Source organism: Roseomonas chloroacetimidivorans, assembly GCF_049629625.1.
Lineage (GTDB): Bacteria > Pseudomonadota > Alphaproteobacteria > Acetobacterales > Acetobacteraceae > Roseomonas > Roseomonas chloroacetimidivorans.
This window is the reverse complement of record NZ_JBNBZS010000011.1, coordinates 189,979-204,837: the sequence shown is the minus strand read 5'-3', so window position 1 is coordinate 204,837 and position 14,859 is coordinate 189,979. Positions and strand designations below refer to the sequence as shown.

At 71.2% G+C, this 14,859-nt stretch carries 13 protein-coding genes; 7 read left to right on the top strand and 6 right to left on the bottom strand.

All coding sequences use genetic code 11. The features are described 5' to 3' along the window. Nucleotides 1-38: 38 nt before the first annotated feature. Both ACO1BU_RS10770 and ACO1BU_RS10765 read left to right on the top strand, forming a co-directional pair. Entirely contained in the window at nt 39-527 is a 489-nt protein-coding gene (locus ACO1BU_RS10770) for a L,D-transpeptidase family protein (RefSeq protein ID WP_424135940.1), read from the top strand. A 58-nt stretch (nt 528-585) separates the two neighbouring features. Next, nucleotides 586-1,275 (top strand): YjbF family lipoprotein, encoded by a 690-nt coding sequence (locus ACO1BU_RS10765; protein WP_424135939.1) that lies wholly within the window; start codon nt 586-588, stop codon nt 1,273-1,275. On the opposite strand, the gene ACO1BU_RS10760 is transcribed toward ACO1BU_RS10765, so the two are convergent. From ACO1BU_RS10760 to ACO1BU_RS10735, 6 genes are all read right to left on the bottom strand, one after another. Further along, complete coding sequence (locus tag ACO1BU_RS10760; RefSeq protein ID WP_424135938.1) at nt 1,256-2,320, bottom strand: glycosyltransferase family 4 protein; 1,065 nt, start codon at nt 2,318-2,320, stop codon at nt 1,256-1,258. The two genes, ACO1BU_RS10765 and ACO1BU_RS10760, sit on opposite strands and share 20 nt — an antisense overlap. Then, nucleotides 2,320-3,069 (bottom strand): FkbM family methyltransferase, encoded by a 750-nt coding sequence (locus ACO1BU_RS10755; protein ID WP_424135937.1) that lies wholly within the window; start codon nt 3,067-3,069, stop codon nt 2,320-2,322. The genes ACO1BU_RS10760 and ACO1BU_RS10755 overlap by 1 nt, the downstream gene beginning before the upstream one ends. Then, the gene (locus ACO1BU_RS10750) at nt 3,066-3,896 is read right to left on the bottom strand and encodes a VOC family protein (RefSeq protein WP_424135936.1); all 831 of its coding nucleotides are present in this window, start codon (nt 3,894-3,896) and stop codon (nt 3,066-3,068) included. The genes ACO1BU_RS10755 and ACO1BU_RS10750 overlap by 4 nt, the downstream gene beginning before the upstream one ends. After that, complete coding sequence (locus ACO1BU_RS10745; RefSeq protein ID WP_424135935.1) at nt 3,896-4,558, bottom strand: glutathione S-transferase family protein; 663 nt, start codon at nt 4,556-4,558, stop codon at nt 3,896-3,898. Before ACO1BU_RS10745 ends, ACO1BU_RS10750 begins: the two co-directional genes overlap by 1 nt. Then, complete coding sequence (locus ACO1BU_RS10740) at nt 4,551-5,570, bottom strand: NAD(P)/FAD-dependent oxidoreductase (RefSeq protein WP_424135934.1); 1,020 nt, start codon at nt 5,568-5,570, stop codon at nt 4,551-4,553. The genes ACO1BU_RS10745 and ACO1BU_RS10740 overlap by 8 nt, the downstream gene beginning before the upstream one ends. A 277-nt stretch (nt 5,571-5,847) precedes the next feature. After that, a complete protein-coding gene (locus tag ACO1BU_RS10735; protein ID WP_377115864.1) occupies nt 5,848-6,027 on the bottom strand; it encodes a hypothetical protein in 180 nt (59 codons plus the stop codon). 143 nt (nt 6,028-6,170) lie between these two features. Here ACO1BU_RS10735 and tsaE point away from each other — a divergent pair, with 143 nt between their 5' ends. The 5 genes from tsaE to addA are packed head-to-tail and all read left to right on the top strand — an operon-like array spanning nt 6,171 to nt 14,858. Continuing rightward, complete coding sequence (gene tsaE, locus ACO1BU_RS10730; RefSeq protein ID WP_424135933.1) at nt 6,171-6,635, top strand: tRNA (adenosine(37)-N6)-threonylcarbamoyltransferase complex ATPase subunit type 1 TsaE; 465 nt, start codon at nt 6,171-6,173, stop codon at nt 6,633-6,635. Next, nucleotides 6,632-7,642 carry an aminoglycoside phosphotransferase family protein gene (locus ACO1BU_RS10725; protein ID WP_424135932.1) on the top strand — a complete coding sequence of 337 codons (1,011 nt, stop codon included), beginning with the start codon at nt 6,632-6,634 and terminating at the stop codon, nt 7,640-7,642. The genes tsaE and ACO1BU_RS10725 overlap by 4 nt, the downstream gene beginning before the upstream one ends. Beyond that, nucleotides 7,639-8,364 carry a nucleotidyltransferase family protein gene (locus tag ACO1BU_RS10720; RefSeq protein ID WP_424135931.1) on the top strand — a complete coding sequence of 242 codons (726 nt, stop codon included), beginning with the start codon at nt 7,639-7,641 and terminating at the stop codon, nt 8,362-8,364. The genes ACO1BU_RS10725 and ACO1BU_RS10720 overlap by 4 nt, the downstream gene beginning before the upstream one ends. Before the next feature lie 48 nt (nt 8,365-8,412). Further along, nucleotides 8,413-11,400, top strand: coding sequence for a double-strand break repair protein AddB (gene addB, locus ACO1BU_RS10715; protein ID WP_424135930.1), 2,988 nt, complete (start codon nt 8,413-8,415; stop codon nt 11,398-11,400). After that, the gene (gene addA / locus ACO1BU_RS10710) at nt 11,397-14,858 is read left to right on the top strand and encodes a double-strand break repair helicase AddA (protein WP_424135929.1); all 3,462 of its coding nucleotides are present in this window, start codon (nt 11,397-11,399) and stop codon (nt 14,856-14,858) included. Before addB ends, addA begins: the two co-directional genes overlap by 4 nt. Nucleotide 14,859 lies beyond the last annotated feature (1 nt).

The window sequence follows — 14,859 nt, the reverse complement described above, 5'->3', positions numbered from 1 at the left end:
CCTTGCGGCCCGGCGCTTTCTTCCGCCAGGAAAGCGTCATGACCACCGCCCGTCTCGATGGCCAGTTCCTTGTCCTGCTGCGCGACCGCTGGCGCTGCGCCATCGGTCGCGGCGGCATCCGCGCCGACAAGCAGGAGGGGGATGGCGCCACACCTCGTGCCGTGCTGCCGCTGCGCCGCGTGCTCTACCGGGCCGACCGGGGCCCCGCGCCGCGCTGCGCCGTGCCGGTGGAGCCGATCGCGCCGACCGATGGCTGGTGCGACGATCCGGCGGATCCCGCCTATAATCGTCCCGTTACCCTTCCCTATGCCGGGCGTCATGAGGAGCTGTGGCGCAGCGATTCCCTCTATGACATCGTCGGTGTGCTCGGCTGGAACGACGCCCCGGTGGTGAAAGGGCGGGGCAGCGCGATCTTCCTGCATGTCGCCCGGCCTGATTATGCGCCGACCGAGGGCTGCATTGCCCTCGCCCTCCCGGATCTCCGTGCGGCGCTGGCTGCGGGGCTGACGGGTATCAAGGTGAGCTGAGGCGATTTTCACAATTCAGTGATGCGTGAGGCGGCAGCCCGGCCTATCCTCTGCCCCGATGCGCCGTGCCCTGTTTCTCCTCCCGCTGCTTCTGGCCGCCTGCGAGGCCGCCGATATGGGGGAGATGGGCCGCTCGGCCGAGAACATCCTGCGCGCCAGCGTCTTCCTGCCGCCCCGCCAGGACGGCCTGGCCCCCACTCGCCACAAGGCGCCGGACGGCATCCTCACGGAGATTGAGACGGAGACAGGGCCGGCCGTGACGGACGGCCCCGCCCTGCTCGTCAGCTATGGCAGCCAGCGCAAAGTGCTGACGATGATCCAGGGCAACGGCGAGCAGCGCATGTGGCGCTCCGACGACGGCACGGTGGTCGCCACGGACGGGGCCCGGGTGGTCGCCACCGCGGGAACCGTCACCAATCTGGCCGCCACCCGCTTCGACAACCCGGACCCGCTGGACGACGTGACGGCGCTGGTGGAGCGCCCGGCCATGGCGAGGCGGGTGGTCGACCTCATCCCGGCATCCCGCGATCCGAACCGGATGCGCTTCGGCATCGCCCTGGAATGCCGCATGAGGGCGGCGCGGGTGCCCGAAGGGCTGTTCGTGGAGGAGCGCTGCGGCGGCGGCGCCCGCTTCGTGAACCACTACTGGGCCGATGCCGAAACCGGCGCCATCTGGCGCTCGGAACAATGGGTGGGAATGGACCGGCGGCCGATGGTGATTGAGGTGATCAGCCCGCCCGCCAACTGAGCCCCGCCCGCCTCACCCGCCGGGCGACATAGGCCAGCCAGAGAAGCTGCACCGCCAGGGGCGGCAGCACCACCAGGGGCTTCAGCTCGGCGGGCAGGCCAGGGAAGGCCAGGGCGAGCCCGGCCTGGAACAGCACGAAGGCGCCATGCACCGCCGCCACCTGGTGCACGGACATGCCGGAACGTTGCGCCAGTTGGTAAAGGTGCGTGCGGTGCGGCGTGCTCGGCCGTTCCCCCATGACCACGCGGCGGACCAGGGTGAAGCCCGTGTCGAACAGATGCGCGAAAAGCAGCAACGGCACGATCAGGAAGGAAAGCTGCGCCGTGTCGAAGCGCGCACACGCCACCGCCAGCACGGCGAGAATGAAGCCCAGGAACTGGCTGCCCACATCGCCCATGAAGATGCGCGCGGGGTGCAGGTTGTAGGGCAGGTAGCCCAGCAGCCCCGCCGTCAGGAACAGCGCGGCGGCATAGACGAACCAGGCTTCCTGCCGCGCCCCGATGAAACAGAGCGCGGCGCAGGCCACCAGCAGCGACCCGGCGACCAGCCCATCCATTCCATCCATGAAATTCACGGCATTGGTGCAAGCGACGATCCAGAACAGGGTCAGCAGTGGCCCCCAGATCCCCAGGTCAACCAGCCCCACCCAGGGAATGGCCAGCCGCGTGACCACCAGCCCGCTCTGCATGGCCACCAGCGCAGCGCCTGCCTGGGCGGCGAGCTTCACGATGAAACGGAAATCCCGCAGGTCATCCGCCAGCGCCACGACCGCAATGGCGATGGCGGCCAGGATCGTGCCAATGAACTCCGGCTCCGCGATCCGCGCGAAGCGGGCCGTGCCGTAGAGCACCACCATCCCCGCCACAAAGGCCGCCACGATACCCAGGCCGCCGCCCCGGGGCGTGGGCACCGTATGGGCGGTGGCGGCGCGGCGCGCCGGGTCGTCCAGCATGGGAAAAGCGATCAGCAGCCGGACCACCCCGGCCGAGAGCAACACCAGCAACGCGGCGAAGCCGAGATGCGGCAGGAAGGCTTCGAACTGCATCAGGGTGTGATCCGCGCCGGCTCCAGGCTGGCATAGACATCGCCGCTATTTGCCCGGTGGGGCAGGGCGGCGATCCAGTCCCGCATGGCCAAGGCCTCGGCCGGTGCCGGCAGGGCCAACCGCATATCCTCCCCCAGCGCCGCGTTGAAACGATAGGGGCCGAGCGCCGCCAGCCGCACCAGGCAATCCGCCGCGACGCCGCGCTGGATGGTGGTGAACTCGAAGGACAGGGAGCGGGGCGCGAAGGAGAGGCCGGCCAGCGCCTCGGCCTCGAAGCCCTCCACATCCAGCTTGATGAAATCCGGCTGGCCATGCACCGCCGCCAGCGCGTCCAGGGTGGTGACGGGACGCGGGATCGCCTGATCCCATTCCTGCCCCTCCCAGCCTTCAGCACCCCGGGCGGCGGCCACGAAGGCATCAGAGGCGGTCGCGACGGTGGGGTTGCGCGTGTTCAGCCGCAGAACGCCCTCGCCCGGCTCGGCGCCCACCAGGGCGGGCACCAGCGCCACCCCGTTATCCCCGCGAAAGATCAGGCGCAGCACGCGCAGCAGGGCCGGCTGCGGCTCCACCGCCACGGCGCGTGCACCCAGGCGGCGAAAGCTGGCCGCGCGGTCGCCGACATGCGCGCCCACGTCGAAGCCCAGCTCCCCCGGCCCAAGAAAGCGCGAGAGGAAGGCATCCAGCGCCGCAGCCCGTCCCTTGGCGTAATAGGTCCGGAGTGACGCCCCGATGGCGCGCGCGCCGCTCATGCCGTGAAGATCACGGCACAGCCGGCAGCCTGGGAGGGCGGCACCATGACGCCACCCGGCGTCTCGATCACCAGAACACCGGCCAGGGCGCGGCGCGTGGCATCCAGATCGGCCACGCCCAGCACCATGCCCATGAGGGCCGGCAGGGCAGGGGGGACCACCCCCGGCAGGATCGCGGCCGACACTTCCGGCGCCAGCACCCGTACCCGCGCGCCATCAGGCAGCGGCAGGGCGAAGCCGCCCGCCGGGTCCGGCTCCAGCGGCAGGCCGGAGAGGCGGGAAAGGCGCGCGGCGCTTTCGGCCGGCTGGTCCGAGACGATGATCGCGGCCCGCAATTCCTGCGCGCCGTTCGGATGCGCCATCCAGCGCTCCTGCCAGATCGCCTCCGCTGTCAGGTGCCGCACGAGCTGCACGCGGCCTTCCGGTGCCTCGGGCAGCGGCAGCCGCTCAAAGCGTGCGATCGGGCCACCGGGCTCCACGGGGCGGGAGAGGGGCGAGACGCCCGGGATCTCCAGCCCGGCTCGCCGAAGCCTTGCCAGGTTGCCCTCGGAATCCTGCATGCCCAGGGCGAGGATGCGCGCGCCCTCGAAGCGGTCGAGCATCGCGCCCAACCCGTTATCCGGAAGCGCGGGATCGACCACCGCCAGTAATTCGATATAGCCCCGCCGCAGCATGGCACAGCGATTGGCCGTGCCCAGCGGCTCGTCCCCGCGGGACTGCCGGGCGATGGGCGTCAGCGCGAAGCCGAGCCGCTCATAGGCGCCCCAGAGCGCCCCGGCGTCATGGGAGCAGACGCCGACATGATCCAGCCCGGTCGCGCTGCTCATCAGGCAGCAGGCCCGGCCTCGTAATGCGGCAGCAGCCACTCCTTGGGCTCCTGCGCCGCCTCGTCATACCAGCGGGCGACCAGCGGATGCGCGCGCACCACCTCCACATAGGCCTTGCCGCGCGCGGAAAGCGCCGGCCCATAGGTGATCAACCGCGTCACCACCGGCGCGTACATGATGTCCGCCACGCCCATGGCCGCGCCATGCAGGAAGGGCCCGCCGCTGGCATCCAGGCATTGCGCCCAGACCGTCTCGATCCGCGCGATGTCCGCCAGCGCGTCCGAGGTGCCGCCAAGGCCCGAGAAGTCGCGCCCGAGATTCATCGGCATCGCCTGGCGCAGCCCGCGGAAGCCCGCATGCATCTCGGAGGCCGCGCTCCGCAGTAGGGCGCGCAGCACGCGGTCCTGCGGCCAGAGCGAGGGCTCGAATTCCGCGCAATACTCGCAGATCGCCAGGCTTTCCCAGACCCGCGCGCCCTGGTGCTCCAGATAGGGCACCAGCCCCGCCGGGGTCGCCGCCTTGATGGCCTTGGTGTTGCCGCCACCCGTAAGCGGGATCAGCACCTCCTCCACATCCAGCCCGGCGAGATGCACCGCCAGCCAGCCTCGCAGCGACCAGGACGAATAGCGCTTCGTCCCGATGACGAGCCTGCCATCAGCCATGAACCGGGACCCCCTTCGACGTGGAGTACTCGAAATGCAGCGCCTCGCCGGGATGAACGCGCGGATGGATGGCATGCGCCGCCATCGCCGCTTCCGAGAAGCCCTGCAGGATCAGCTTCAGCTTGCCCGGATAGGTCGCGACATCACCAATGGCGTAAATGCCGGGGCGGGAGGTCTCACAGGTGGAGGGTTCCACCGTCACATGGCTACGTTCCATGCCCAGCCCCCAGTCCGCGATCGGGCCCAGCTCCATCGACAGGCCGAAGAAGGCGAGCAGGTGGTCCGCCTCGATGTCGCGCTCTTCGCCCTTCAGCGTGGCCAGCGTCACATGCGTCAGGGCCGAGCCATCGCCCTTCAGCCCATGCAGCTGGTAGGGAATGGCCAGATCCAGCTCCCCCTTCGCCGCTGCCGCATCAAGCTGCGCCGCGCTCTCCGGCGCCGCGCGGAATTTTGGCCGGCGATGCACCACCGTCACCTTGGCCGCGATTTCCTTCAGAGACAGTGCCCAGTCCACCGCCGAGTCGCCGCCACCCGCGATCACCACGCGCTTGCCGCGGAAATCCTCTCGCCGCGTTACCATGTAGCGCACCGCGCCGGACTGCTCGTAGCGCGTCAGGTCCTCCAGCGGCGGGCGGTTCGGCCCGAAGGCGCCGGCGCCGGCGGCCAGGATCACTGCCCTGGCCCGCACGCTATCCCCCTCGCTCGTGCCGAGGGTGAAGTGCCCGTCCTCCTCCAGCAGCCGCTCCACGCGGCGGCCGAGCAGGTAGATCGGCGCGAAGGGCTGCGCCTGCTTCTCCAACTCGTTGATAAGGTCGCCGCCGGCGATGCGCGGATGGGCCGGGATGTCGAAGATCGGCTTTTCCGGATAGAGCGCGGAGCACTGGCCACCGATCGCCTCCAGCGCATCGATCACCACGCATTTCATCCGCAGCATGCCGCATTCGAACACGGCAAACAGCCCGGCCGGCCCAGCGCCGATAATGGCGACGTCGGTCTCGATATGCGCGGTCATGTGGCGGCGCGTCCCCGTCAGCGGTGAGGGGAGGCGTGATACAGCGCGAGGGGAAGGGCGGGAAGGCGGGTCGCCCCAAGGGGCTTTGCCCCGTGGAACCCAGGCAAAGCGAAGTTTCGTTCAGGACCAGGGTGGCAATGGCCACCCCGGACCCAGCGATCGGCTCTAACGCCCCGCGGCCCTTAAACGCCCGGCGCGGGGGCCGGGAAGCCCTGTGACTTCCCGGCCGGGGGATCTGAAGGGGCGGACGGTGCCTCCTCGGACCGATCCCCCAGGATCAGTTCGGCCGTACCCGGTCGATGGCCCGGTCCACAGCCCGTCCTGTCGACTCCACCGGCCCGCTCGGCGGGTCGATCGTGTCGCGGGCGCGCTCGCCGAAGGTCCGGTTGCCGCCGGTGCAGGCGGCCAGGGTGGCGAGGAGGAGCATCGGCATCAGGGCCGCGCGGAGGAGACGCATGGTGAAAATCCCTATCTGGAGGCGACCGGGCGGGCCGCCGATGCAGAGGGTAACCGGAGGTCGGCAATCCGGTTTCCGCGATGCTGCGTTCCGTCCGCCGCGCTTGCCCCCATCCTGGCCCCGGGGGCAGATTGGGGGTGCTGATGACCGCCCCGATCACCCTTTCCCTGCCCGACGAGGCGGCGACCCAGGCGCTTGCCGCTCGTGCGGCACGGCTGGCGCGGCCGGGCGATACCATTCTTCTGGACGGGCCACTGGGTGCCGGCAAATCCGCCTTCGCCCGCGCCTTCCTGCGTGCCGCTTCCAGCAATCCGGGGCTGGAGGTGCCCTCGCCGACCTTCACCCTCGTGCAGTCCTATGACCTGCCGGAGGGCGTGGCGCACCACATGGATCTGTACCGGCTGGAAGGGCCTGATGCCCTGCCGGAGCTGGGCTGGGAGGAGGCAAGGGAGGGAATTGTGCTGGTCGAATGGCCCGACCGCCTCGGCCCCTATACCCCGCCTGATGCCTTGCGGCTTACCCTGGCGCCGGCCGAGGCGCCTGATGCCCGGATCGCCACTCTCGCGGGCTGGGATGCCGCCCGCCTCAACGCCCTGGTGGCCGCATGAGCCCCGATACCTTCCTGGCAACCCATGGCTATGCCGGCGCGGCCCGTTTTCCACTGCCCGGCGATGCCGGGCATCGCCGCTACATCCGGCTTAAGGGCGGCCCGCGCCCGGCCCTGCTGATGGACGGCTCAGGCGCGGCCGCCGTCGGCCTGCCTTCCGCCGAGGGCGACCTGCGCGCCTTCATGGCGATCGCCGACCATATCCGCGCCATCGGCCTTTCCGCCCCCGAGGTGCTGGCCGCCGACCCGCCCGCTGGCCTGCTGCTGCTGGAGGATCTGGGCGAGCCGACCCATGCCACGCTGCTGGATGCCGGCACCGATCCCCTGCCGCTCTATCTGGCCGCGGCCGAAACCCTGGCCGCCTTGCACGCGGCCCCGCCCCCCGCCGGCCTCCCGGCCTGGGAGGGCGAGGCCATGGCCCGAGCCACCGCCGCCACCTTCCTGGACTGGTGGTGGCCCGCCGCCATGGGCTCCGATCCCAGCCCGGCCCAGCGGGACGCCTATTTCACGGCGATGCGCGTCATGCTTGCCCCCTTCGAGGGGGCCGGCGCCTTCGTCCATCGCGACTACTTTCCCGCCAATCTCCTTCCCCTGCCGGAGCGTCCCGGCCCGGCCTCGGTCGGCATCATCGACTTCCAGGACGCCGGATACGGCCACCCCGCCTATGACCTGGTGAGTCTGCTGCAGGACGCCCGCCGTGACGTGCCGGAGGCGGTGCGGGAGGCCGCGACGGCCTGCTACATGGAAGCGCGGCCCGGCCTGGACCGGGACGGATTCGAGGCCGCCACCGCCGTCATGGCCGCCCAGCGCCATTTGCGCGTCGCCTCGCTCTGGGTGCGTCTGGACCGGCGCGACGGAAAGCCGCACTACCTCCGCCACGGCCCGCGCTGTTGGCGCCTGCTGGACCAGGCCCTGCGCCATCCGGCGACGGCGCCGCTCGCTGCTTTCCTCGACGAATACGTGCCGCGCGAGAAGCGCGCTAACCCTGACATGGAACCCGCCGCATGATCCGCCTGACTCATGGCATGGTGCTGGCGGCCGGGCTCGGGACGCGGATGCGCCCGCTGACCGAGGCCGTGCCCAAGCCCCTGCTCGCCCTGCGCGGCCGGTCCCTGCTGGACCATGCGCTGGACCGGCTCTCCGATGCCGGGATCAATGAGGTGGTGGTGAACGCCCATCACCTCGCCCCCCAGATCATCGCCGCCTGCGAGGCGCGCACGCGGCCCCATTGCACCGTGCTGGTGGAGGAGCAGCTGCTGGAAACCGGCGGTGGCATCCGAAACGCCCTGCCGCATCTGGGGAAGGGGCCCTTCGCCGTGGTGAATGGCGACGCCTATTGGCTGGACGGTCCCACCCCCGCCCTGGCGCGTCTTGCCGCCGCTTTCGACGAGGAGCGGATGGATGGCCTGCTCCTGATGGTCCGCGCCGCCACGGTGGAGGGCGAGGTCGGGATGGGCGACTTCCTGCTGGACCCCCTCGGCCGCCTGCGCCGTCCGAAGGAGCGCGAAATCGCCCCTTATCTCTATGCCGGTGTCCAGATCCTCCATCCGCGCCTGCTGGATGGCACGGAGCCCGGCAGGTTCGGCCTGATGGGCCCCTGGATGCGCGCGATCGAGGCGGAGCGCCTCTACGGTCTCGTGCATGATGGCGCCTGGTTCCACCTTTCCACCCCGCCGGACCTGCAACGGGCGGAGGATTTGCTGGACAAGGGGCTGGTGAAGCTGTTCTAGCCCTGTTCTTCCGGCGGGGGCCGGCAGGCGCAGGGCACGGGGGATTCGGTGAGGCTGTACGAAATCCCGGCTCATCGTCCGTTCCTGGACGATCTCGCCCATGGCGTGCTCGCCATGGCCGCGGATCCGGACGACCCGGCGGCGCTGGCCCGCACCACCATCCTGCTGCCCACCCGCCGCGCCGCACGGTCGCTGCGCGAGGCTTTCCTGCGCGCCTCCGGCAAGTCGGCGCTGCTGTTGCCTCGCCTGCGCGCCCTGGCCGGCCTGTCGACCGAGGATGCGGAGGAGCTGTCGCTCCCGGCGCTTCTGGACCAGCCGCCCGCGGTGGATGCGGCCCGGCGCCTCGCGGTGCTGACCGAGATGGTCATGCGCCTGCCCCCGCATTTCGGCGGCCCCGGCAGCCCCGACCAGGCCTGGCGCCTGGCGCAGGAACTGGCGACCCTGCTGGACGAGATGGCGCTGGAGGGCTGCGATCCCGCGGGCCTGCCGGACCTCGTGACCGGCGACCTGGCCCAGCACTGGGAGATCACCCACAGGTTCCTGGGTGCCGTCATCCAGGACTGGAATTCCTGGTTGGAGGAGCAGGGCCTTTCCGATATCGGCGCCCGCCGCGTGGCGGTGCTGCGCGCCCAGGCTGAGGCCTGGAGGAAGCGCCCGCCCACCGATCCAGTCATTGCTGCGGGCATCGGCATCGGCGGCACCATCCCGGCCGCCACCGACCTGCTGCGCCAGATTGCCCGGATGGAGAAGGGCGCCGTCGTCCTGCACGGCCCCGGCGAGGAGCTGCCGCCCGAGTTGTGGGACGCCCTTCGCGACGCCCATAGCCATCCGCTAAACGGCACCGCCCGCCTGCTGCGCGGCATGGACGCGACGGCCAATGACCTGCGCCCCTGGCCCTATCGCTCGCCCGACGCTCCCGCCCCGAACGAGGCCCGTGCCGAACTTCTTGCCCGTTCCCTGCGCCCGGAAGACGGCATCGCCTGCTGGCAGGAGCGCGAGCCCGAGCGCTGGCGCCCTGCTTTGGCCGGGCTGGACCTGCTGACCGCCCCCGACGAGGCCGGCGAGGCCGCTGCCATCGCCCTGCTGCTGCGCGAGGCCCTGGAAACCCCCGGCGCCCGCGCGGCCCTGATCACGCCGGACCGCGACCTGGCCCGCCGCGTCTCCGTGGAACTGCTGCGCCACGGCATATTGGCCGATGATTCCGCCGGTCAGCCATTGGGCATGACCCCGGCCGGCGCCTTCCTGCGGCTGATCGGCCGGATGGTGGAGGAGCAATTCGCCCCCGTCCCGCTGCTCGCCTGCCTGAAGCACCCGCTTTGTTCCGGCGGGATGGCCCGGTCCGACTGGATGCGCGCTGTGCGCGAGTTGGAGCGCTACGCCCTGCGCGGCCCGCGCCCGGGCGCCGGGCTGGACGGGCTGCGCCGCGCCGCCGAGGCGATCCGCCACGAGGAGCCGCGCGAGCGGGTCCGCGCGATGCTGGACGCGCTGGAAACGGCGCTCGGCAGTTTTCGCGCGCTGGAGCGCGAGGTGCGTCCGCCTTCCGATCTCCTTGCCGATCACCTTTCCGCCGCCGAGGCCCTGGCTTCCACGGATGAACTGCCGGGCGGCCTGCGCCTCTATCGGGGTGAGGAGGGCGAGCCGCTGGCCGTCCACCTCGCCGGACTCGAACCGGCCATGCGCGCCCTGCCGCCGTTGGAGGCCGCTGCCTGGCCCGCGCTGTTCGACGCGTTGCTGGAAGGTCCGCTGGCCCCGGGCGTGCGGACCATGCGCGGCCGCAAGGGCGGTTCGCATCCGCGCGTGCAGATCCTGGGCCTGCTGGAAGCGCGGCTGCAGAGCTTCGACCGCGTCGTACTCGGCGCGCTGGAGGAAAGCGTCTGGCCGCTGGCCACCGATCCCGGTGCCTGGATGAGCCGCCCCATGCGCACCGCCTTCGGCCTGCCCGCGCCCGAGGCCCGCATCGGTCGTGTCTGCGCCGACTTCTTCCTTTCCGCCCTGGCTGCGCCGCGCGCCACCCTCTCCCGCGCCCGCAAGCGCGGCGGATCGCCCACCGTGGCGGCGCGCTGGCTGACGCGGATCGACACCTTCCTGAAGGGACAGGATCTCGGCGGGCTGGAGGCTTCTCCCGCCACGGGCTGGGCATCCCTGCTGGACATGCCGGAGCGCCCGCAGCCCTGTGCGCGCCCCGCGCCATCCCCGCCCGCCGCGCTGCGCCCGCGCCGGATCAGCGTGACGGATGTCTGGCTGCTGAAATCCGATCCCTATGCCTGGTATGCCAAGCGCATCCTGAAGTTGAAGCCGCTCGATGAGCTTGATGCCGAGGCGGATGCGGCGGAGTACGGCAACATCGTCCATGCCATGGTTTCGCGCTGGCTGACGCTTTGCGATGGCGACCCGCATTGCATTGATGCCGTCACGCATTTCGCCGCTGCCATCGAGGACGCCCTGACCGAATTCGCGCCGCGCCCCGGCCTGGTCGCCTATTGGCGCCCGCGCCTGGCCCGCATCGCGGATTTCGTGCTGGAGACGGAGCGCGCGCGTGACGGCGTGGCGAAGCGCCATGCGGAAATCGGCGGCGCCATCGAGCTTCCCTGTGGCGTGCGGCTGGAAGGCCGCGCCGATCGGGTGGACGTCATGAAGGATGGCCGCCTCGTTCTGATCGACCTCAAGACCGGCGCGCCGCCCAGCAATGCCGAAATGGCCGATGGCCGTGCGCCGCAGATGCCGTTGGAAGCTGCTATGGCGGCGCGCGGCGGCTTCGCGGGCATTCCTGCCGCCGAGGTTGCGTCCGTGGAGCACTGGCACGTCTCCGGCGGCTATGAGGCCGGCACGGTGGCGCCCTTCCGCCCCAAGGATTCCACCCTTCCCGAGGTGGGTGAGGAAGCCTTCGAGGCGCTGAACGGCCTCGTGACGGAATTCCTGCTGGGCGATCGTCCCTTCCTGGCGCGCCCGCATCCCGCGCGCGCGCCCAGGGGCGATGAGTATGACCACCTCTCGCGCCTTGCCGAATGGGGCGGCGCGGGGGAGGGTGACGCGTGAACGAAGCCCTCTCTGCGCGCGTCCGCGCCCGCTACGCGCAACAGGCCGCCTCCGACCCGCGCATCTCCGCCTGGGTGGGCGCCTCCGCCGGCTCGGGCAAGACGAAGGTGCTGACGGACCGTGTGCTGCGCCTGCTTCTGCGCGAGGACACGCAGCCCGGCCGCATCCTTTGCCTGACCTTCACCAAGGCCGCCGCCGCGGAAATGGCGACGCGCCTTGCCGCGCGGCTGGGCCAATGGTCCGTCCTGCCCGAGCCGAAGCTGCGCGAGGCGCTGGAGGATCTGACCGGCCAGCCGCCCACGCGTGCTGAGATCGGGACAGCACGCCGCCTCTTCTGTCGCGTGCTGGAACAGCCGGGCGGGATGCGCATCGCAACCATCCACGCTTTCTGCCAATCGCTTCTCCGCAGCTTCCCGCTGGAAGCCCGCCTTCCCCCCGCCTTCACCCTGCTGGAGGAGGCGGACAGCGCCACGCTGCTGGCCGAGGCGCGCGAGGCGGCGCTGGCCGGCCGCGCCATCCCCGAGGAAGCGCTGGCCGGCCTGGCCCGCCTCGTCTCCGCCGACAGCCTGGCCAAGGCGCTGCGCGAGCTGGTCGGCAAGCGCGAGAGGCTGCGCGCGCTGCTGGAACGCGCCGACGGCCATGTCTACGCCCTGCGCGAATGTCTGGAGATCCCGGACGGCGAGAGTGAGGACACGCTTCCGGCCGATATCGTCTGCCCGCCGGATTCCTTCCGCGAGGCCCTGGCCACCCTGGCGCAGCACAAGAACAAGGGCCCGCGCGAGGCGGCCGCGACGCTGCTTTCCATCCTTTCCGAGCCCGAGCACACGCGCCACGCGCGCTGGGCCTCCTGGCACATGGCGCTCTTTACCCAGAAGGGCGAGCCGCGCGCCGCGCTGGCGAAGGAGGATGCTTTTGCGCGGGAAATGGCGCGGGTGGAGCAGATCCTGTCGCGCTGGGCGTCGCACCGCCTGCTCAGCGCCACGGGATCGCTGCTCTCCGCCGCGCGTCCGGTGCTGGAGGATTACCGCGCCCGCAAGCAGCGCCGCGGCGCGCTGGATTTCGACGACCTGATCCACCGCGCCCAGGCCCTGCTGCGCGATCCCGGCTCCGCCTGGGTGTTGTTCAAGCTCGATGGCGGTCTGGACCACCTGCTTCTCGACGAGGCGCAGGACACCAACCCAGCGCAATGGGGCATCGCCCAGGCGCTCGCGGAGGAATTTTTCTCCGGCAACGGTACCCAGGAAGCCGGGCAGCGCACCCTCTTCGTCGTGGGTGACGAGAAGCAGAGCATCTTCGGCTTCCAGGGCGCCGATGCGCGCGGCTTCGCCGAATGGGAAATGCGCTTCGACAACCAGGTGACGCGCGGCGGCGCAGTGTTCGAGCGCGTGCCGTTGAACGTCTCCTTCCGGTCCTGCGCGCCCGTACTCTCGCTCGTGGACCACGTCTTCGCCGAGGGCGAGGCGCGCCGCGGCGTGGTGCGCGACGGCATGGTGCTCGAACACTCCGCCGACCGCGCCGGCCATGCGGGAAAGGTCGAGATCTGGCCGCTGCTGGAACGCGCCAGCACCGATGCGCCGGAACCCTGGATCGTGCCGCGCGAGCCAGTGGCCGCGCAGGACGCCGAGGCCTTGCTGGCCGAGGCCATCGCTGCCCGCATCGCCGGCATGATCGCGAATGAGACCCTGCCCGCGCGTGGCGACCGCCTGATCCGCCCCGGCGATGTCATGGTGCTCGTCCGCCGCCGCACGCGGCTGATCGAGTTGCTCGTGCGCCAGCTCAAGCAGCGCGGCATTCCTGTGGGCGGCGTGGACCGCATGGTGCTGGTGGAGCAGATCGCTGTGCGCGACATGCTCGCCCTTTGCGACGTGCTGCTGCTGCCGGAGGATGACCTCGCCCTCGCCGCGCTTCTGAAGTCGCCGCTGGTCGGTCTGTCGGAGGATGATCTCTTCACCCTCGCGCATGGCCGCGAGGGCCCGCTCTGGCATGTCCTGATCAAGCACCGCGAAGAGAACACGCCGATCGGCCGCGCCGCCAGCTGGATCGCCGCCCTGGCCGACCGCGCGGACCTCATCACCCCGCATGCGTTGCTTTCGGAAGCGCTGGGCGAGCATGGCGGCCGCGCCCGCCTCCTCACGCGGCTCGGCGCGGAAGCCGCGGAGGCGTTGGACGAACTTCTCTCCGCCGCGCTGCGCCACGAGAACCGCCACGCGCCTTCCCTGCAAAGCTTCGTGCAGTGGCTCCGCCGCGGCGGAGCCGAGGTGAAGCGTGAGATGGAGAATGCCGCCGACGCCGTGCGCATCATGACCGCGCATGGCTCGAAGGGCCTCCAGGCCCCGGTGGTCATCATCCCCGACATCGGACGCGGCGGCGCGCGTGACACGCTCCTCTGGAGCGGCGCCTCGCGCGACGCTGTCAGCAGAGCAGGCGCGAATGCGCCGGACATCCCGCTCTGGGCGCCCCGTAAGGAATTCCAGGCCGCCCACTGGACCCGCGCCCGCGATGCCCGCGCCCAGGCGGATGCGGAGGAGGAAAACCGCCTCCTCTACGTGGCCCTCACCCGCGCCGAGGACCGGCTTATCGTCTGCGGCCTCGCCCCTGCCCGTGCACCGGCCCATCCCACCTGGCACCAGTTGGTGAAGGACGGGTTCTTCCGGGGCTTGGAGAGCGGCAAGCCTGGCTTCGCCCGCGTGCCCTTCGATCCCACCGCGCTCGGCCTGCCCGCCGGCTGCGGCTTCGGCGAGGAGGGCTGGGAGATCGCCTCACCCCAGGAGGCCGAGCCCCGCCTGGACCCTCCGGCCCTGCGCGCCGAGGCCGCCATCCTCCCGAACTGGGCCACGCAGAAGGCCTCCCCGGAGGCCAGTGAGGACCCCATCGCCCCCTCCCGCCTGGAGGGCGAGGCTGAGACCCCCGCCGCCGCCCCGCATGGCGCCGGGGATCCCGGCGGCCGCCGCTTCCGGCGCGGGCTGCTGATTCATGGCCTGCTCCAGCACCTGCCCGAGCATGAGGAGGATCGCTGGGAGGAACTGGCTCGCCGCCACCTCGCGCGACCCGGCCATGGCCTCGATCCCTCGGAGCAGGAGGCGACGCTGGCGGAAACCCTGGCCGTGCTGCGCCACCCCGCCCTTGCCGGCGCCTTCAGCCCTGGCAGCCTCGCCGAGGCGCCCCTGGCCGGGGTGGTGGATGGCATTCCCATCGCTGGCCAGGTGGACCGGCTGCACGTGGCGCCCGACCGCGTGCTGGTCATCGACTACAAGACCAACCGCCCGCCACCCGAGACGGTGGAGCGTGTGGCACCGGCGTATCTCCGCCAGATGGCCGCCTACCGTGCCGTGCTGCGCGCCGCCTGGCCTGGACGGCGGGTGGAATGCGCGCTGGTCTGGACTTGGTCCGGCCATGTGATGCCGCTGCCGGATGCCGCGCTGGACCCGCACGCGCCGGGCGCTTCGCTGGCGGGCTGAA